This window comes from Brevibacterium antiquum CNRZ 918 (assembly GCF_900169145.1).
GTDB lineage: Bacteria > Actinomycetota > Actinomycetes > Actinomycetales > Brevibacteriaceae > Brevibacterium > Brevibacterium koreense.
The window spans coordinates 17727-36281 of record NZ_FXZD01000002.1; the positions used below are offsets into that span (position 1 = coordinate 17727).

The window sequence follows — 18555 nt, forward strand, 5'->3', positions numbered from 1 at the left end:
CAGTGATCCGAGTCCTCCTCGTCGACGACCAGTCGATGGTCCGCACAGGCTTTCGCACGATTCTCGAAAGCGAGGACGGGATCACCGTCGTCGGTGGGGCGGAGAACGGACAGGTCGCGATCGACCGTGCGCTCGATCTCGCCCCCGACGTCATCTGCATGGACGTTCAGATGCCCGTCATGGACGGACTCGAGGCCACTGCAGAGATCGTTCGCCGAGGTGCGGCCGGAGCGGTCCTCATGCTCACCACCTTCGACCGTGACGACTTCCTGTTCCAAGCGCTGGCAGCGGGCGCCAGCGGGTTCCTGCTCAAGACCGCCGAGGCGGAGCAGCTCATCGAGGCGGTCACCGCACTGGCGGGCGGCGACGGACTCCTCTCCCCCGAGGTGACCCGACGCGTCATCGAACGCTCCGTCCGCAGTCCCGAGACCACGACAGCCACAGCCCCCGCGCTCGAACTCCTCACCGACCGAGAACTCGAAGTCCTCCACCTCGTTGCAGCCGGGCTGAGCAATGCCGAGATCGCGGGCACGCTCTTCGTCGGCGAGGCCACCGTGAAGACTCATGTCTCCAATCTGCTGACCAAGCTCGACATCCGCGACCGCATCCACGTCGTCATCTTCGCCTACGAGAATGGGATCGTCGAGAAGTGAGCTGGCCAGCATCTCGGTTTGCCGAAAGCTCGCACGAACTAATGGCCAACTTTCAACACATTTCGAAAATTCCCTTACAACGGGTGTAGCCTATTTGCAGGCTGTGAGACGACCCCCGGTCTCACTGCCCGCTGCCCCACCCTCGTTGCACGTTCGATCCTCCAGCACTGCCGATTCAGCTATCGCGGGCACGTCCCGCCGCTGATTGAAAGGGTTGCGTCTGAATGCACAGCACAGAAGACCCCTCACCCACCCACCGTGAGTACGACCATCTCGTCCACCTGACGGCCACCCGTCGTCGCGAATCCCAACAGATCGTTGACTTCCTGCACACCGGAAGGTCCGTCATCGTCGTCTGTCTGACCGGCGATGGTGCCCTGGACTCCGCCAGGTCGCTGGCGACCACACTCGGACAACCACAGCACTCCATGCTGCGTGTGACCGCCCACACCACCGTTGCCGAGGTCGAGGAATTCACCGACCCTGCGAAACTGGACGGGGGGCCCCGCATCATCTGCGGTGCCCACCTGCTCCCGCCCGAGGCCGGACCGATCATCGACCATGCTCTTCACATCTCGCGAGTGCCCATCGCCTACCTCGTCGACGGCGACAGACTGCGCACCGTCAACCGAGACGGCAACGGACCACTGACTCAGATCGCGGCGAGTTGGAGCAGCGGTGAACTCGAGCGGGTCGACCTGGCACGATTGACCGGCAGTGAATCGCTGGCGCTGGTGACCGGACTGGCGGGCACCGTACCGTTGGATGGCCTTCAGCTGCGCATCCTGGCGGCGCTGTCCGCCGGGCGTCCACTGATTGCCGTCGATCTCGTTACGTGGGCAGCGGAGTCTCCGCACAAAGTCCCACAGCGTTATCCCCACGACAGCGTCGACACCCCGCCGTTCGGTCACCGAACACTGTCGCGGCTGGCGGCCCGGTATCCGCACATGCACACGGACACACTCGTCGCTGCTCGCCGGCTCGGTGCCATCAGCCCCCTGCCCGTGAACACCGCCAAGCTGCTCTTCGGCGACACGGTCATCGCTCGCCTCATCGACCTGAGACTGGCACGAGAGCTCGAAGTCACCGGCCAACCTTCGGTCGCGGTATCGCCGCTTCACGTCTCGGCGATCGACGGCGCGCGCCTCGGCGAAGCGAACGAAGAAGAGGACAGGAACTTTCGCGCCAAGCTGGAGACGATGTGGCGGGCGGGCTATCCCGTCGGTGAGGTCGCCGCCATCAGCCTGGCCCGAGACGTCATCAACGATGGTCGCGAGCTCAACTTGCCTCGAGTTCGACTGCTGCTCGCAGCGGCCCGATCGCTCAACCGCCTCGGCGATCCGATGGAAGCCGCGGTGATGCTCCTGACAGTCGAGGACGCGGTCGGGGACGATCCCACTTTGCTCATCGAGTGGGAGCTGCAATCGATCACGGTCCGACTGGTCAGCGGCGACCGTGAGGGCGCAGTGAAACTGATCCGGGCCGGCATCGACCACGGTCCCATGGGATGTGAACACAGACCGGACTACCTCGAGCTGCTCTTCGTCGCGGCCGCGGCACTCGCTTCGGACGTCGAACTCCCACAGTGGTGGACGGATTTCCTGCAGGACGTGATCGACCCGCTGATACCGGGAATTGCGAACCTCGTCTCCTCCTTCACCGGCAGCGTGATGACTCGAGTCGAGGACGTCGGATCGGTCCTCGAGTCTCCGCGGGCATCACCGGCACTTCGGCTGGCTGCTCTGGCAGCCATGTGTCAGCATCACCTGAAGAACGATGACGCCGACGGTCTGATCTCCGCCGCCGCGTCGGGATTCGACCTCATCACCGAGATCACCGCAAGCCGGTCATGGGCCCTGGATGACTTCACCTTCACAATGGCCTGGTACTTCACCGTCGGAGCCACCGTCAACTGCCTCCTCGCCGGAGTCGAACACGAACGATCTGAGCTCACCGTACGCCAGTTGCTGGACACGGCGTGTGGTGCATCGGCTCACAGCGGATGGCAGCTGACGGCCATGGCCGCCTGGTGCATCGGAATTCTGCGCTTGTTCGAAGGCGAGGTCGACAGTGCGGCACGTGATTACGAGGCATTTTCGGCAGCGGTCAATCCGGCGCTGTTGGCCGTCGGCTGGGGCTTGCGCGACACGGTCGGCCGGTGGCAGCGCAGTCGTGCCCCATATTTTCACCTGTCTGCCGACGACGACAGGTCAAGGGCACAGGGATACCGCCTCCACGATGGTCTGACGGCGTTCCTCCTCGGCCCGGGATCGACGTCCGCCGGCGAGTCACCAATATGGCTGCGCACCATCCTCACGCATGCTCGGCTCCTCGACGGCACCATCACCGCAGCAGAGGCGAGCGAGTCTCTGCGCGGGGATCCGGATATCGATCTTCCGGGACCACGAGCAGCCCGCAGGCATATTGACGCGGCGGCCGGGGAGGAGCCCGAGGCGCTCCTTGCTGCTGGCCGCGAACTGCAGCAGACCGGATACTTGGGAGCCGCTCGTCACGCCTTCAGACAGGCTCGTGCTCTGTTCCTCGGCGAGCGGATGAGCGCCCGCGCCAGAGTCGCCGGGGAGGCACTGGACGCCCTGCAGACCAGAGCCTCGATGACACCTGAGGACCCACGACCCACGACCGACCCATCGGTGACATCGACAGAGGCCTCGCCCGTCGTGACGCTGACGGAACGCGAGCTCGAGATCTGCCGGCTGGTTGCCGAGGGGCTGACGAACGTGCAGATCAGCCAGAGGCTCGTCCTGTCGGTGCGCACGGTCGAATCCCATGTCCTCCAGGCAAGGGCGAAGCTCGGGGCAGAACGCAGGCGCGACATCCCCATGAAGATGCTCAAGCTCCGCGATGCCGGCCGGATCAATGCCGCGCACCGCCCGAAGAGGTGAGTCTCACCGGTCTCCCGGACCACCACACGTAGACACCCGCTGCGATCAGCCCCGCTGCCATGATGACGATCCACCAGGGGAAGCCAGGAAGATCGGGTTCGGCTGTGCCGGACTCAAGATCGGCTGCCGGAGTCGGGAACACGCGTTCTGCTGTGATGAGGATGCGCTGCGAATTGATGCCCAACGGTGTGCAGGTGACGAGTGTGACGAGGTCCTTCCCTATGACCGGCTGCAGTGATTCGGTCTCATCGGGCTCGACGACCTGAGTGCGCACCACCTGGTAGGCGAGCACCTGCCCGAAGGTCGTCAACGTGAACATGTCGCCCTTGGTCACCTTGTCCAGGTGGGTGAACATGGTGGCATCCGCCAGGCCGCGGTGGCCGGTGATGACCGAATGGGTGTCTTCTCCCCCGACCGGCAGGCTTGTGCCCTCGAGGTGCCCCAGGCCCTTGAGCAGGGTCTCATCACTCGTGCCGTGGTAGACGGGCAGATCGAGTTTGATCGACTGAATCCGCAGCCGGGTCATGACTCCCGTGCTGCCGTCGTCGAGCACCTCATCGTAGGCCGGGGCGCCGTTGGACGCAGTGCCGCTGCCCGAGGGCAGGCGATGGTTCGATTCGAGCTGTGCTCCCGACTGCAGAGCGTCGTTGTACTCATGTGCGAGTTCGAGCTGTTCGGCGTCCTCGCCTCGATCGGGCTCAGCGACGCTCGCCGAGTCACCGATGATCCTCGACTGGTCCAGCTGGGAGAACCAGGCCGCGGCGCTGGGATAGGTCCAGATGCCCAGCCCTGTCAGGGCGATCAGCGCGATGACCAACGCGAACACGGGGACGCGCCAGCGGCGCCCGTCTGCCGACGGGCGCCGCGTGCGTTCAGGCGAGTGTGTCACACCTGGTTCTTGCGGCGGTTGGCCACAACGATGGCTGCACCACCGGCGATGAGCATCAGTCCGATGCCGGCGATCATCGCGAGCATCTTTCCATCAGCACCGGTCAGCGGCAGGTCCGGGTGACCCTGCTGAGTGTTCTCGAAGTCGAAGCCGACGGCTGCAGCGGTCGAACCTGCCTCGACGGTGACAGGGTTGACCGAATCGTCGAGGACGTAACCTGCAGGAGCCTTGGTCTCCTTGATCCAGTACTCCTGGGTCGTGTCGTCATTATTACCGACCCAGAGGGTGATCGAGGCGGTGCCGTCGGCCTCGGTCGTCAGATTTCCAACGAGTTTGGTGGCATCGGCATCCGAGTAGATCGCGAACTCCGCACCGGAAAGGGTGTTCGACTTGTCGCCCTTGGCAGACTTGTGGATCGTCAGCGAGCCCCAGTTCGAACTGACCGCTGGCGTCTCGGCACCGGAGTCGTTGACGTTGACCAGCGCCGTGTTCTCGATCGTTCCGTCACCCTGACTTGTCACCTTCGTGGTGATCGTGGCGACGACGTCGTTGCCTGCCTTGAGCTTCTTCAGCCCGGCGGCGGTGAAGGTGATCTTCACTGTGCCATTGGATTCGGTGACCTGGTAGTCAGTGTCAGGGGTGAAGCCGGCCAACGAAGCCGACTGGTATGTCAGTCGAGGGTCCAGCTTGTCTGTGATGACGAAGGACGTGTAGCGGTGGTTGGCACGAGGAACGGGTGCTGTGATCGTCCAGTCGACGATCGAGTCGAGCACGGGCGCTGACGGGTTCGCAACGGTCTTGGTGGGCGTCGTGTCGTTGACCGAGTTCTTCGGGTAGACGTTGACGTCGTAGATCCACTTGCCGTTGTCCTGCGAAAGCGGCAGGGTGACGAGGAACGGAGCGGTCGTCGAGGTGGCGTTGGCCGGCGGGCTCGACTCTGTGACGAGGTAGAGGCCCAGCGGCAGTCCGCCGAAGGTCGCCAGTCCGTTGCCGTCGGCCGTCTTCGTTGCCTTGTCAGCTGTGGTGAAGCCGCCATCGGTGATGTCCGAGGCCTGCAACCCGGAGATCGCGTCCCAGCCTTCGGGCGTGGTCAGGTCGATCGCCTGTCCGCCCTTCTCTGTGACCTGCTCGACCGTGAATCCGGCGCCGGCCAGCGGCTTGCCCAGTCCCGAGGTGTCGCTGATGACGGATCCGTCACCGCCGTCCGTTCCTTCGCTGCCATCGAACTTGTGGACGATGATCGATCCGGACTTGCTCGCATCGATGTTGCCCACGTTGTCAGTGGCCTGCGCCGTGCCGGCCACCCCAAGGAGGCTCAGTGCCGATACTGCCGCCACAGCGGTCAGACGCCGCCACAGACCCAGTTTCCTGCTTTTCATGTTTTCCCTTTCAGTTCTTCCGGTTCCTGCGGCGCAGGCCCTTGAGAAGTGCTCCCACACCACCTGCGGTCAGCAATGCTGCTCCGCCGACGATGAAAATCTGGCTTCCGGTTCCACCTGTGAGCGGCAATGCCACGGGCGGCTTCTGCTCATTGGTGAACGATCCGATCGACTGCCTGAGCTCATCGTCAGACCCCGACACGGTGAACGTGTGTGGTGTGTCGTCGAGGATGTAGCCAGCTGGTGCCGACTTCTCGACGAGCGTGTAGTCGCCCCATTTGAGACCGCTGACAGCGAACTTGCCCTCTGTCGGATCCTGGTCGGGGCCCGCGCATTTGTCCGCCGAGGCGGCCGTGCAGTCCTCGACCTCAACTGCTGTTCCGTCGGGGCCGGTCATCGTCCACACGGATCCCTTGAGTGCGTTTCCGCCTTCGTCGGTCTTCTTCCAGGTGACGTTTCCGGTCTTCGCGGTGTTGGTGATCGTGCAGGTCACCGAGTCACCGGCCTTGAGCGTCACCGAGTCGGCCTTGACCGTGTTCTTCGGTCCGCAGTCCCAATCCGAGGCTTTGTAGCCTTCCGGTCCATCGAGCTCCGAGAGCTTAAAGTCACCGGCCTTGACCTTGACGTCGGTGACGGCTTTAGTGCCGGTCTTGCCTGTGACGGTTTTGTCGCCGGTAGCCTTGTCGCCGACAGCCTTCAGTGTCCAGTCGGTGTCCTTTGCCGTACCGGCGGCTTCCTTGTTGTCGACCTTCTTGACCAGCGTCAGCGAGGTGTCCTCGACCTTGTTGAGGTAGGTGCAGTCGACGGCGTCACCAGGCTTGATGCCGGTGAGACTGCTTGCCTTGTCGCTGCTCAGGTTCTTCGTAGCTGTGGTTCCGTCGAGGCCGGTGATCTCACAAGAGCCGGAGGAGAATTCGAACCCGTCCTGCTGAGTCTCCGAGACTGCGATGGTGGCGCGGCCCGTGGTCTTATTGAACCTCAGGGCCCACTTGGCATCGCCGCTGGTGTTGGTCTTCTGCGTCGCTGCGGTGGGTGCCTGAGTGATGCTATCGGTCGTGGCTGTCGTCTTTGCGCCGACGGTCCAGTCCTCGCCCGGCTTGACGTTCTTGCCGTCTTCGTCGGCGACGTCCTTGTGGATGCTGACGTTGGCGGTCAAAGGCGAGTTCGTGATCGTACAGACGACCTCTTCGCCGGAGTTCGGGATGGTCACCGACCCTGAGGTGCCGGTTCCCGAAGTCCCGCTCATCGGCTTGTCATCAACCGTGCACGAGTAGGCACTGGCGTAGTCACCGAGGTCGGCCCCATTGGCTTCGGATTCGGAGAACTTGATAGCCGCTCCGCGCTTGGCCGGCTGCGGCCCGACGATCTCTTCCTGCACACCAGTGGCGCTGCCCGTTGTGGTGGCGGTTCCCAGGTCAGCGGTGCCCTGCTTGAGGGACAGCTCGAATTGGTCAGATGCCTTGGCGCGTCCGCCGACAACTTCCTTCTGGAGTGTGATGGTGGCCGGCGAAGAGCACGAAGCAAGGTCGCTGCTCGACCAATTGCCGGAGGCGAAATCTGCAGAGTTCGACCAATCAGGCATGTCATAGGTCTTGACCGTCGAACCGGTTCCCAGATAGGCACGCCCACTGGCGTCAAACGCCACGCCGTTGACATCGGTATTGGTCGTGAAGGTTCCCGAAGGAGAAGCCTTCATCTCTCCTCCGGTGCCTGCAGTCAGGTCTGCCTTCGTGACAGAGAAGACGGTGGTCGTATTGCCAGTACCGCGAACAACGTAGAGATTGCCTTGCGAATCGAATGCCATGTCCCCGTTGGCCGTTCCGCCTGGGCCCATACGGGTGTCGACCGAACCCTTGAACGAAGTGCTGTTCGAGCCTGGGTTGTAGACATAGACGTTGAACCTCGAACCGGAGTTGGTGAACCCGCCGAAGTAGTAGCGGCTGCTGTCGAGATCGACAGCTCCCCCGATGAATTGGATGCTGCTGTCTGAGCGTTCTGCACCCGTCGTGGACCATGTTCCCCGCGACACGTCGAACCGATAGATCTCGACGCTCCTGGCGCTGTTGGTACGTTCATAGGCGTAGATCGGAGAGCCCTCTTTACCGATCCCAAGACCGTTGAATGACTCCACACCGGTCTGACTACCAAACCAGCCTCGCTTGGTGGCCCGATCGCCGACTGGGGCTCCAGAGCCGTTCGTCACCTTCCGCATCTGTCCCGAACTCGACACCGAGTACACATTTCCCGGTTCACAGGTCATCGAGACAGGACCCGCGGCGGCACGTGCTGCTGCCGGAGCCTTCGTTTCAGGTGCCGAAGCGGCGGGGGCCTTTGTGGCGGGAGTCTTCGTTTCCGGTACCGAGGTAGCAGGTGCCGAGGTAGCAGGAGCCGAGGTAGCGGCATGCGCGGGCTCAGCCGGCAGCAGCACGATACCCATACCTGCCAGGACCATGACCAATGCGGTCAACGCAGCCCATACAGAGCGCACACGCAATCGTGCCAGCGGCATACATTCCTCATTCCGGTTCCAAACGATCTCGCTCGCGTTGCCTCACATTCCTGTCCGCACTCACGGCAGCATGCGGGCTGCAGACAGGCAGAGGAATTGAAGAGCAGAGCTTGACGAACTTCTCCAGATTAGAAAGTTGAATACGCAAAGACATTGCTGAGAACCGCCTCTTCAGCAATAGACCAGTAGTCGGGCACGGCTTCGACTACCCCGCCGCCTACTACTCAGTAATTGCTACTTCAACTACCGGGGTTTCCGGATACATACGTACGTTCTGCTGGCTGCGCTCGTCCGCCTCCTCCCCCACACCGCCGAGGCGGAAATCGCCCGAACGGCTGATCCGCATAGCCTCGGCACCGCATAGCGTTGAACCATGATCACCTTGGACTCAATTTCGCGCAGCTTCGGCGACAAACAGGTTCTCCACGACCTCAGCTTCAGCATCGGTGAGGGCCGGATGACAGGTTTCGTCGGCTCCAACGGTTCCGGCAAGACGACGACCATGCGCATCCTCCTCGGCGTCCTGGCCACGGACTCCGGTCGCATCACCGTCGACGGAGAAGACATCACACCTGCACACCGCAGTGCGATCGGGTACATGCCCGAAGAGCGCGGCCTCTACCCGAAGATGCCGATCATCGACCAGCTCATCTACCTTGCCCGCTTCCACGGCCTCAGCCGCCATTCGGCCCGTCGCCGCGGGCTCGAACTCCTTGACCAGCTCGATCTGGGCGGCAAACCCAGCGACAACCTCGAAGCCGTCAGCCTGGGCAATCAGCAGAAGGTGCAGATCGCGGCCGCACTCATCCACCGTCCGCGGGCCCTCGTCCTCGACGAACCCTTCTCCGGACTCGACCCGGTTGCCGTCGAACGCACCCTCGAGGTGCTCAAGGACTTCGCCGATACCGGGGCGCCCGTCCTCTTCTCCAGTCACCAGCTCGACCTGGTCGAACGCCTCGTCGACGACCTCGTCATCATCAAGGGCGGTCGGCTCGTGGCCAACGGCACCGCCGCTGAGCTGCGCAGTCAACGCAGCAGTCCCGAGTGGATTCTGGAGACCGACGCGGACATGGGTTGGGTGCGCAAGATCCCCGACATCACCGTCGTCGAGTTCGACGGCAACTGGGTGCGCTTCGCGGCACCGAACCCCGATATCGCCGAGGCTGTGCTGCACCAGGCCATCACCGTGTCCTCCGTGAAATCCTTCGCCCCGCACACCGTCGCTCTCAACCGACTCTTCCAGGAGGTCACGCAGGCATGAGCACCCAACAGGATTTGAACTCTCCCGACACGGACGCCCCGAAGAAGTCCGGGTTGGCAACGACTGCTCAGACACGGCGCGCGAGTTTCACCACGGCCATCGGTCTCGTCATCGAACGAGAGATCATGGTCCGCCTGAAGTCGAAGGCGTTCATGGTCTCGACGTTGCTGAGCATCGTCCTCTTCGGGGCGCTCGTGGCAGTGTCGGGGGCGTTGCCCTCACTGTTCTCCTCCACGGACGAGGTGGCGGTCACCTCGGCGGGGGCGAAGGCCGTTCAGGGAATCGACGGCATCGAACTCGTCTCCGTGGACAGCGTGGATGAGGCTAAGGCCCTGGTGACGTCCGAGGAGGTCGCGGCCGCAGTCGTCGACGACCCTCAGTCCCCGGTCGGTGTCACCGTCATCGCCGAACGCTCCGCACCCGATTCGCTGACGGGCGCGCTCAGCCAGGTGCCGACCGTTGAACTTCTCGACCCGGATGCCCCGGATCCGGGACTGACGTACCTCATCGGGCTGGGGCTCGGGCTCGTGTTCTTCATGTCGGCAGTGACCTTCGGGACAACCATCGCCTCTTCGGTGGTGGAGGAGAAGCAATCAAGGATCGTCGAGATCCTGCTCGCATCCACCTCGGCGAAGGTGCTGATGTTCGGCAAGGTTCTCGCGTGTTCGATCCTCGCCTTCGCACAGATCGGCCTGACCGCGCTGTCCGTCCTCATCGGTGCCGCCATCAGTGGAAACGACCTGGTCCTCGGCAAGGTCACGGAACCGATCGCCTGGTTCATCCCGCTCTTCATCGTCGGCTTCGTCATGATCGCCTCCCTCTACGCCGCGGCCGCCTCGATGGTCTCCAGGGCTGAGGATCTGGGCTCGACGAGCTCTCCGATCATGATGCTCATCTTCCTGCCCTATATGGCGGTCATCCTCTTCTCGTCCAACGAGACGGTGATGGCAGTGATGTCCTATATTCCGTTCTCCGCTGCGGTCGCGGTTCCGATGCGCGTCTTCCTCGGCACCATCGAATGGTGGGAGCCGTTGGTGTCGCTGCTCATTCTCGCGGTCACCACCGTTTTGGCGCTCCTGTTGGCCACCCGCATCTTCGAGCGCTCCATCCTGCGGTCAGGGCCGAAGTTGACGTGGAGGCAAGCACTGAGTCGCTCGAAGGGCTGAGGCCGCCCGCCACCGGCTAGCCGAAGAGTCACAGCCAGCCGTTGTCGCGGGCAATGCGCGCGGCATCGGCGCGGTTGCGGGCGTCGGTCTTGCCGATCGCTGCTGACAGCCGGTTACGCACGGTGCCCGTCGAGAGGAAGAGCGCGGAGGCGAGCTCCTCGACGCTGCCCCCGTCGGCTGCCGCTCGGAGGACGTCGGTCTCCCGCTCGGTCAGCGGGGACCGGCCGCGCACGGTTGATTCGACGACGAGTTCGGGGTCAATGTCATCGACTGCGGTGAGGTTGTCACCGTCGTTCCCGGCAGAAAGGCACACAGTGCCCCTTGCACACGTCCGTGACCCGTGATTGCGTTGTCCACATGAACCCGCAGGAGCTGTCTCTGCCGTTGACCACCGATCGCCTGCGCCTACGCACGTATCAAGAGTCCGACGCGCAGGCCCACCTTCCGATCCTCTCCCGCGAAGACGTCTCCCAGTTCCTCCTCGAGGATCCATGGACCGCCGAGGTGGCTCGGACCGAAATCGCCAAACGCATCCCCAGGACCGGGCTCGAGACCGAATCCCGCGCTTTGGCCCTGGTCATCGAGACCGCCGATGGGCTCGACTCGATCGCGGGATCACGAGTTCTCGGCGACATCGCACTCTGGTTCGACGGCGACAACGATTCGAAGGCCGAGATCGGCTGGATACTCGACCCCGCCGCCAGCGGGCATGGTTTCGCCACCGAAGCAGCCATCGCCGTGCTCAACGTCGCCTTCGACCATTACGGTCTGCACCGCGTCTTCGCGCAGATGGATGCCCGGAACACCGCCTCAGCGAAGATGGCCGTACGACTGGGCATGCGACAGGAAGCCCACCTGCGCCAAGACTGGTGGTCGAAGAACGAGTGGACGGACACACTCATCTTCGGAATGCTGCGCAGCGACCGTCAGCCGACCTGAACTACGGCGTCCTGCGTCGCAGCGTCAGGGAACCGACGACGACGGCGCAGACGATCCAGCAGCAGATGAAGAGTATCCGCAACCAGATGTACTCCGTGTCCTCGCCGCCCGTCGACACCGCAGTCAGAGCGTCGATGGCATGCGACAACGGCAACCAGTCACCAATCACCCCGAGTACGTTCGGCAGCTGGTCGCGGGGAAGGAAGATGCCGCCGAGCAGGATCTGCGGGAACACGAACACTGGCATGAACTGCACAACCTGGAACTCGGTGCGAGCGAAGGCACTGGCCAAAAGCCCCAGCGCTGTGCCGAGCAGCGCATCGGCAATGGCGACGACGAAGAGCAGCAGGATCGACTCTTCGATCTCAAGGCCACAGACCCACGTGGCGTAGCCCACCGCGATCGCGGTCTGGAGCACTGCCAGCAGGCCGAAGGCCAGGGTGTATCCGAGAATGAAGTCCCCGCGGCCCATCGGCATCGAGAGCAGCCGTTCCAGTGTGCCGCTGCGGCGCTCGCGCAGTGTCGCGATGCTCGTGACGAGGAACATCACGATGAATGGGAACAGTGCGAGCATTGCCGGACCGATCCTGTCGAAGACCGACGTTTCGTCGAAGATCCAGGCGACGAGACCGATGAGCAGGCTGGGTACGACGAGCAGCAGTGCGATGGTCCGGGGATCATTGCGGATCTGCATCAGCACCCGTGCCGCCGTTGCCAGTGTGCGCGTGGGAGTCATCTCGCGTCTATCGAATCGCCTCGACCTCGCGAGCGCGGCGAGGTCGACGTCAGTATCCTGTTCGCACCCGCCTTCGTCCGCTTGGCCGACCGCGGCTTCTTCGGTCCGTTCGTCGTCCTCGTCGAACGCGTCCGGGCGGTGTCAGACTCGATGATGCGCAAGAAGGCGTCCTCAGCGGAGGTGGCACCTGTGGTTGTGAGAAGCTCGTCCGGCGTGATGTCGGCGATCACCGCACCCTCACGCATGAGAAGCAGGCGGTCGCACCGCGTGGCCTCGTCCATGACGTGGCTCGAGACCAGCAGGGTAGTGCCATCATCGGCCAGCTGCCGGAAGATGCCCCACAGCTCGGCTCTCAGCACCGGGTCGAGACCGACTGTGGGCTCATCGAGGACCAGCAACTCCGGAGAACCGAGCATCGCGGCCGCCAGCGACACACGATTCGCTTGGCCGCCGGAGAGTGTACGGGCAAGCTGATCGGCCTGCCCGCCCAGGTCGGTGCGCTTGATGACTCCATCGACATCCGACCTCGGCACCCCTTGTACCCGTGCGAAGTAGGCCAGATTCGCGCGCACCGAAAGGTCGTCGTAGATGCTGGCCATCTGAGTCATGTAGCCGACCCGACGACGCAGAGGAGCGGAGCCTGCGGGCTCTCCGAGCACACTGATAGTGCCGCCACTGACGATCTGGACCCCGACGATCGCCCGCATGAGCGTCGTCTTCCCGCTTCCGCTGGGCCCGAGCAGCCCGACAATTGCGCCACGGCGCAGAGTCAGGTCGAGCCCGTCGATCACGGTCCTGCGCCCGCGGCGGATCGTCAGTCCCCGAGCCTCGATCGCATTGCCCGTCATATATGGAATGAGACGCCTGATCGCACAGTTCGTCAAGAGGTTCCCGAGCAAAGCCGCGGACAGCTCAGACGCCAAAGGTCTGGGAAACAATCCGAAAACCAGGCCAAAGGTTCACGAAACGGGCCTCTGTTTGGTCAGAACCCCCTCGGCGAGGGTCATAGCCTGGGTAGAGCAATCGTCGTAGTGAAAGGTTCACATGTACAGGCAGTCGTCGAAATTGGCCAACGTCCTCTATGACATTCGGGGACCCGTCCTCGAAGAGGCCGAGGCGATGGAAGCCAAGGGCCACACCATCCTCAAGCTCAACATCGGCAACCCTGCCCCCTTCGGATTCGAAGCGCCCGAGGCGATCGTCCACGACATGGTCAAGCAGCTTCCCGTCGCGCAGGGCTATTCCGATTCGCGCGGAATCCTGTCCGGGCGCCGGGCCGTGGTCCAGTATTACGAGACTTGTGGCATCCACAATCTGGACACCCCCGAGGTGTTCCTGGGCAACGGAGTCAGCGAACTCATCACCTTGTCCCTGCAGGCACTGTGCAATCCCGGCGACGAGATCCTCGTGCCCAGCCCGGACTACCCACTGTGGACGGCCTCGGTAGCCCTAGCTGGTGGCACGCCGAAACACTACGTCTGCGACGAAGCCACCGCCTGGCAGCCCGACCTCGACGATCTCGAGTCGAAGATCACCGAGAACACCCGCGGCATCGTCGTCATCAACCCGAACAATCCCACCGGGGCCGTCTATTCTCATGAGACCCTGAAGAAGATCGTCGACATCGCCCGTCGCCACGGCCTCATCATCTTCGCTGACGAGATCTACGAGAAGATCACCTACGACGACGTCGAGATGGTCAATATGGCCACGCTCACCGGCGATGATGTGCTGTGCCTGACCTACTCGGGCCTGTCGAAGGCCTACCGGATCGCCGGCTACCGCGCCGGCTGGCTGGCCATCACCGGACCGCTGACCGAGGCGAAGAGCTACCTCGAGGGCATCAAACTCCTGGCCAATATGCGCATGTGTGCGAACGTGCCCGCTCAGCACGCGATCCAAGCGGCCCTGGGAGGAAAGCAGTCGATCGAGGACCTTGTGCTTCCGCAGGGCCGACTGGGCGCCCAGATGGACGTCGCCCACAAGGGGCTGAACTCCATCGACGGTGTCTCCGCGCACCGGGCCAGCGGCGCGCTCTACATGTTCGCAAAGCTCGACATCGAAAAGTTCGGGATCACCGACGACGAACAGTTCGCGCTCGATCTGCTGCGCGAGCAGAAGATCCTCGTCTCCCACGGCTCGGCCTTCAACTGGTCACGCCCCGACCACTTCCGGCTCGTCACCCTGCCCTCAGTCGAGGTCTTGGACGAATCGATCAACCGCCTCGGCGAGTTCCTCTCCGGATACGAACAGAAGGCCAGCAGCACCTGCGAACTGCCGACCGTCAAGGAGATGTCCCCAGCAGCGGGGTGAGTCGGCAGTGGCCTGGTCGGGGCTGAGAAAGGACCTCATGACGGAACCGCCGAGGTGACCGAGAAGACCGCGGACTTCGACTACGGCGCCTGGCACCGGAACTGAACAGTTTCAACCACCGACCGATCGTCACCGCCACTGCGCGGTGACGGTCCGGACGTCGGCGACCACCTCGGCGATGGCGGCATGGTGGGCGGCGATGATCGGGTCGTGCCGAGAGACCTTGGCCCTCGACTCGGACGTACGCGAGCGGGACACGAGGAGCACATCGCGACGGCAGGCGTCCATCGGCATCGGAATGACCTCGACCGTCGGGTCTTCCGGGACCGAAGAATCGGGGATCACCGCGACTGCCAGCCCCGCGGCGATCATGCGAATGATCGCCGCATAGTCATCCATTCTCATCCCCACTCGTGGTTCGAAGCCGGCCGCGACACAGAACGACCTGACCACCTCATCGATGGCGTCACCGGGGTCGATGCTGAATGCCCAGGTCTGGGACACGAGTGCCGTCAGATCGGGCATGCCCTTCTCATCGAGGGTGACTGGACCAACGAACTTCGGCACGCAGAGGAAGAGCTGTTCCGAGTACAGGTGCTTCGCGGTCAAGGTCGAGGGAATCCAGGTTTTGTCGATATCGGTCGAGACGAGCAGCGCCAAGTCAAGATCCCCGGCTTCCAGCCTGGCGACGAGCTTCGCATGCTCATCCATGGTCACGTCAAGGGCCGCGGTGGTCATCTCCCCTGCCGCGGGATTCGCGGCGGCCATTTCGTCGTGGGCCTGCCAGCGCGGTCGCCTCTGCAGCTGATTGTGCAGCTTGGGGATCACCCTGGCACCGACCGTCGGCACGGCGCCGATCTTCACCGGCACCGCCTGAGCCTCGCGCCACAGAGCCACCTCGGCGCCGAGGCGGTCACAGAGGCCCAGGATCTCGATCGCTCGAGAGACGACGAGGCTGCCTACGACAGTTGGCTGCGAGCCCCGAGGGCTCTTCTCGACCAGGGTCGACCCCAGGGTCCTCTCCAGGTTGCGCAGGTGATGGTTGATCGTGGGCTGGCTCCAGCCCAGTGCGGTCGCCGCTGCTGCGACCGAACCGAATTCGGCAATCGCACGCAATGCCGAGAGTCCACGAGTATCCAGAACTTCCACTGTCCTCCAACCATCAGCTCAATAGTGTGTATTCAACAGTTTAGGAAACTTGGTGTTCTCTCGGCAAGGGTTCATTCCTTAATCTGAATCTATGACCGTGCACCAAGCCTCCTCCATGACCTCCGTCTCAGACCTTTCGGCATTCCCGGGGACCGTGACAACTCACGCGCCCTATGCCGATGCACTGCAGGCGGCGGCAGAACGTGACTCGCTGTTCCTGTCCACACCCGGACACGGCGGCACCACCACGGGTATCTCTGCAGGTCAGGCCGAATACTTCGGCGAGCACATCCTCTCCCTGGACATCCCCCCGCTCTTCGACGGCATCGACCTCGGCGTCGATACCCCGAAGGACGAAGCTCTGCAGTTGGCCGCCGAGGCCTGGGGCGCGCGGCGCACCTGGTTCCTCACCAACGGCTCCTCGCAGGGCAACCGCATGGCAGCACTGGCGATCGGCACCCTGGGCACGGGTGTCGTCACCCAGCGCAGCGCCCATTCGAGCTTCATCGACGGCATCGTGCTGGCCGGCCTCAACCCGGGCTTCGTCTACCCCAACGTCGACGAGGTCAACGGCATCGCCCACGGAGTCACCCCGGACTCCTTGCGTCATGCCATCGCCTCCCACCCGGAGAAGGTCACTGCCGTCTACCTTGTGACCCCCAGCTACTTCGGTGCCGTCGCCGATGTCAGGGCACTGGCCGATGTCGCCCACGAAGCCGGTGCAGCCCTCATCATCGATGCCGCATGGGGAGCCCACTTCGGCTTCCACCCCGATCTGCCGGAATCCCCGGTCACGCTGGGCGCCGACATCGTCATCATGAGCACACACAAGCTCGCCGGGTCATTCACCCAGTCGGCGCTGCTCCACCTCGGCGACACCGAATTCGCGAACCGTCTCGAACCCGCCCTGGCCCGCGCCTTCATGATGACGGCGTCGACGAGCGAGAACGCCCACCTCCTGGCATCGATCGACATCGCCCGCCGGGACCTCGTGAACTCACGCGACGCAATCTCTGACTCGCTGGAGAACATCCGCCAGATCCGGGCCCGCATCGAGGGGTCACAGCATTACCATCTGCTCTCCGGGGACTTCATGAACCACGCCGATGTCGTCGACATCGACCCCTTCCGCCTGCCCATCGACATCACCTCGACCGGGCTCGACGGTCACACCGTGCGTAAGCGCCTGACCGAGGATTTCGACATCTTCGCTGAGATGGCGACGGCCACCACGATCGTCGCCCTCATCGGCCTGGGCAAGTCCCCGGACCTCAGCGGGCTGTTCGAAGCGCTCGACCAGATGCGTCTCGAGAACGAGGATGCCGGCTCTGCCAGTTCCGGACCTGCCGAGGCGGTGACGGCTTCGGCAGGGATCCCGTCGCTGCCGAGCGCCGGGAAGCTGGTTGCCCTGCCGCGCGATGCGTATTTCGCGGACTCCGAGCTCGTTCCCGCCGCCGAGGCCATCGGCCGCACCAGCGTCAGCTCCCTGGCCGCGTACCCACCCGGCATCCCGAATGTCCTCCCCGGTGAGGAGATCACTGCGGAGACCGTTGAGTTCCTGCAGGCCGTGGCGGCGAGCCCCTCGGGCCATGTCCGGGGCGGCGTCGACCCGAAGCTGAGCGCCTTCTGGGTTCTCAAGGACTGACGCGCGACCTTCACCGCTGCTCAGATCGGCCTCTGGGTCATCATCCCCCTCTATCTGCTCAAAATGATCCAGGGCTTCTCCACCGGCGGCGAGTACGCTGGTGCGACCACTTACGTCTCCGAGTTCGCCCCAGACAAGTCCCGTGGATTCTGGGCCTCCTGGCTCGACGTCGGCTCCTACATCGGCTTCGCGGCCGGCGCGGGCACCGTCGCCATCACCACCGTCATCTCAACAAGCGTCGCAGGCGAGACTGCGATGGTCGACGGCGGCTGGAGGATCCCATTCCTCAGTGCCATCCCGCTCGGCGCGGTCGCCATCTGGTTCCGTTTGAAGATCCCAGAAACCCCCAGTTTCGAAGCTACCGTGGCCGAGGGACTCGACGTCAAGGTCAAGGACGACAAGTATGTCCCTCTGCCTACCGCTGATCGGCCGACTCTCCGACGAACTGGGCCGCAAGTTCGTCTTCCTGGTGGCGGCGGGAGCGACGATCGTCCTCATGGTCCCCGCCTTCGCAATCATGCAGATCGGCGAGATGTGGGCAGTCGTCCTTGCCCTGTTCATGGTTGCTGTGCCGGCTGGCTTCTACATCGCCTGCCTCGCATCGACACTGCCAGCGCTGTTCCCGACCGCGTCACGCTATGGAGCCATGGGCCTGACGTTCAACCTCGGCGTCTCACTGTTCGGCGGCACCACTCCGCTGTTCAGCCAGGCGCTCATCGACCTCACCGGCAACTCGTACATGCCGGCGTTCTACATCATGTTCTTCTCGATCATCGCCTTCGTGGCGGTGCTGTTCATGAAGGAGTCTGCCCACAGACCTCTCCTCGGCTCGTTCCCGACCGTCGGTTCGCGAGAGGAAGCCGTCGAACTCGTGCGCACCCAGGACGACAATCCCGACCTCGATCCGGACACCATGCCGATCCCGGTCGTGAGCCAGGTCTGATCCCGATTCCCGTTGCGGAACAGGCACAGTCCCGGCCGTGACCAGCAATGAGGCGGCCGCTCCCGATCCA

14 protein-coding genes and 2 pseudogenes are annotated in these 18555 nt (G+C 63.6%); 9 read left to right on the plus strand and 7 right to left on the minus strand.

Annotated features, from left to right (window positions below; all coding sequences use genetic code 11):
- Positions 1-2 precede the first annotated feature (2 nt).
- The gene (locus BANT918_RS02780) at positions 3-653 is read left to right on the plus strand and encodes a response regulator (RefSeq protein WP_101618860.1); all 651 of its coding nucleotides are present in this window, start codon (positions 3-5) and stop codon (positions 651-653) included.
- A gap of 224 nt (positions 654-877) precedes the next feature.
- Positions 878-3556 (plus strand): helix-turn-helix transcriptional regulator, encoded by a 2679-nt coding sequence (locus tag BANT918_RS02785; RefSeq protein ID WP_101618861.1) that lies wholly within the window; start codon positions 878-880, stop codon positions 3554-3556.
- Here the strand turns inward: BANT918_RS02785 and BANT918_RS02790 are convergent.
- From BANT918_RS02790 to BANT918_RS02800, 3 genes are read right to left on the minus strand one after another with little or no spacing between them, the layout of a single operon-like run.
- Entirely contained in the window at positions 3528-4445 is a 918-nt protein-coding gene (locus BANT918_RS02790) for a class C sortase (RefSeq protein ID WP_101618862.1), read from the minus strand. The genes BANT918_RS02785 and BANT918_RS02790 overlap by 29 nt on opposite strands.
- On the minus strand, positions 4442-5824 hold the full coding sequence (locus BANT918_RS02795) for a SpaH/EbpB family LPXTG-anchored major pilin (protein WP_101618863.1): 1383 nt from the start codon (positions 5822-5824) through the stop codon (positions 4442-4444). Before BANT918_RS02795 ends, BANT918_RS02790 begins: the two co-directional genes overlap by 4 nt.
- A gap of 10 nt (positions 5825-5834) precedes the next feature.
- Positions 5835-8333 carry a SpaA isopeptide-forming pilin-related protein gene (locus BANT918_RS02800; RefSeq protein WP_101618864.1) on the minus strand — a complete coding sequence of 833 codons (2499 nt, stop codon included), beginning with the start codon at positions 8331-8333 and terminating at the stop codon, positions 5835-5837.
- 373 nt (positions 8334-8706) lie between these two features.
- Here BANT918_RS02800 and BANT918_RS02805 point away from each other — a divergent pair, with 373 nt between their 5' ends.
- Together BANT918_RS02805 and BANT918_RS02810 are read left to right on the plus strand one after the other, a co-directional pair.
- The gene (locus tag BANT918_RS02805; protein WP_101618865.1) at positions 8707-9594 is read left to right on the plus strand and encodes an ABC transporter ATP-binding protein; all 888 of its coding nucleotides are present in this window, start codon (positions 8707-8709) and stop codon (positions 9592-9594) included.
- Positions 9591-10760, plus strand: a complete 1170-nt coding sequence (locus tag BANT918_RS02810) for an ABC transporter permease (RefSeq protein WP_101618866.1) — start codon at positions 9591-9593, stop codon at positions 10758-10760. Before BANT918_RS02805 ends, BANT918_RS02810 begins: the two co-directional genes overlap by 4 nt.
- 28 nt (positions 10761-10788) lie before the next feature.
- Here the strand turns inward: BANT918_RS02810 and BANT918_RS02815 are convergent.
- Positions 10789-11022, minus strand: a pseudogene (locus BANT918_RS02815) (response regulator transcription factor); the annotation flags it as partial.
- Between the two features lie 95 nt (positions 11023-11117).
- Here BANT918_RS02815 and BANT918_RS02820 point away from each other — a divergent pair.
- Positions 11118-11699, plus strand: coding sequence for a GNAT family N-acetyltransferase (locus tag BANT918_RS02820; RefSeq protein WP_101618868.1), 582 nt, complete (start codon positions 11118-11120; stop codon positions 11697-11699).
- Between the two features lies 1 nt (position 11700).
- Here BANT918_RS02820 and BANT918_RS02825 read toward each other — a convergent pair whose 3' ends face one another.
- Together BANT918_RS02825 and BANT918_RS02830 are read right to left on the minus strand one after the other, a co-directional pair.
- Positions 11701-12435, minus strand: coding sequence for an ABC transporter permease (locus tag BANT918_RS02825; protein ID WP_101618869.1), 735 nt, complete (start codon positions 12433-12435; stop codon positions 11701-11703).
- Positions 12432-13283, minus strand: a complete 852-nt coding sequence (locus tag BANT918_RS02830; protein WP_101618870.1) for an ABC transporter ATP-binding protein — start codon at positions 13281-13283, stop codon at positions 12432-12434. Before BANT918_RS02830 ends, BANT918_RS02825 begins: the two co-directional genes overlap by 4 nt.
- Before the next feature lie 196 nt (positions 13284-13479).
- Between BANT918_RS02830 and BANT918_RS02835 the strand changes: the two genes are divergently transcribed.
- Entirely contained in the window at positions 13480-14748 is a 1269-nt protein-coding gene (locus tag BANT918_RS02835; protein ID WP_101618871.1) for a pyridoxal phosphate-dependent aminotransferase, read from the plus strand.
- Positions 14749-14877: 129 nt separating this feature from the next.
- Here the strand turns inward: BANT918_RS02835 and BANT918_RS02840 are convergent, their stop codons facing one another.
- Entirely contained in the window at positions 14878-15897 is a 1020-nt protein-coding gene (locus tag BANT918_RS02840; protein ID WP_101618872.1) for a LysR family transcriptional regulator, read from the minus strand.
- A gap of 91 nt (positions 15898-15988) precedes the next feature.
- On the opposite strand from BANT918_RS02840, the gene BANT918_RS02845 reads away from it, so the two are divergent.
- The 3 genes and pseudogenes from BANT918_RS02845 to BANT918_RS17620 all read left to right on the plus strand — a co-directional run bounded on the left by BANT918_RS02845 (position 15989) and on the right by BANT918_RS17620 (position 18485).
- A complete protein-coding gene (locus tag BANT918_RS02845; RefSeq protein ID WP_324761543.1) occupies positions 15989-17542 on the plus strand; it encodes an aminotransferase class I/II-fold pyridoxal phosphate-dependent enzyme in 1554 nt (517 codons plus the stop codon).
- A 63-nt stretch (positions 17543-17605) separates the two neighbouring features.
- Positions 17606-17842, plus strand: a pseudogene (locus BANT918_RS17615) (MFS transporter); the annotation flags it as partial.
- 103 nt (positions 17843-17945) lie between these two features.
- Positions 17946-18485 (plus strand): MFS transporter, encoded by a 540-nt coding sequence (locus tag BANT918_RS17620; protein ID WP_233429345.1) that lies wholly within the window; start codon positions 17946-17948, stop codon positions 18483-18485.
- Positions 18486-18555: the final 70 nt, after the last annotated feature.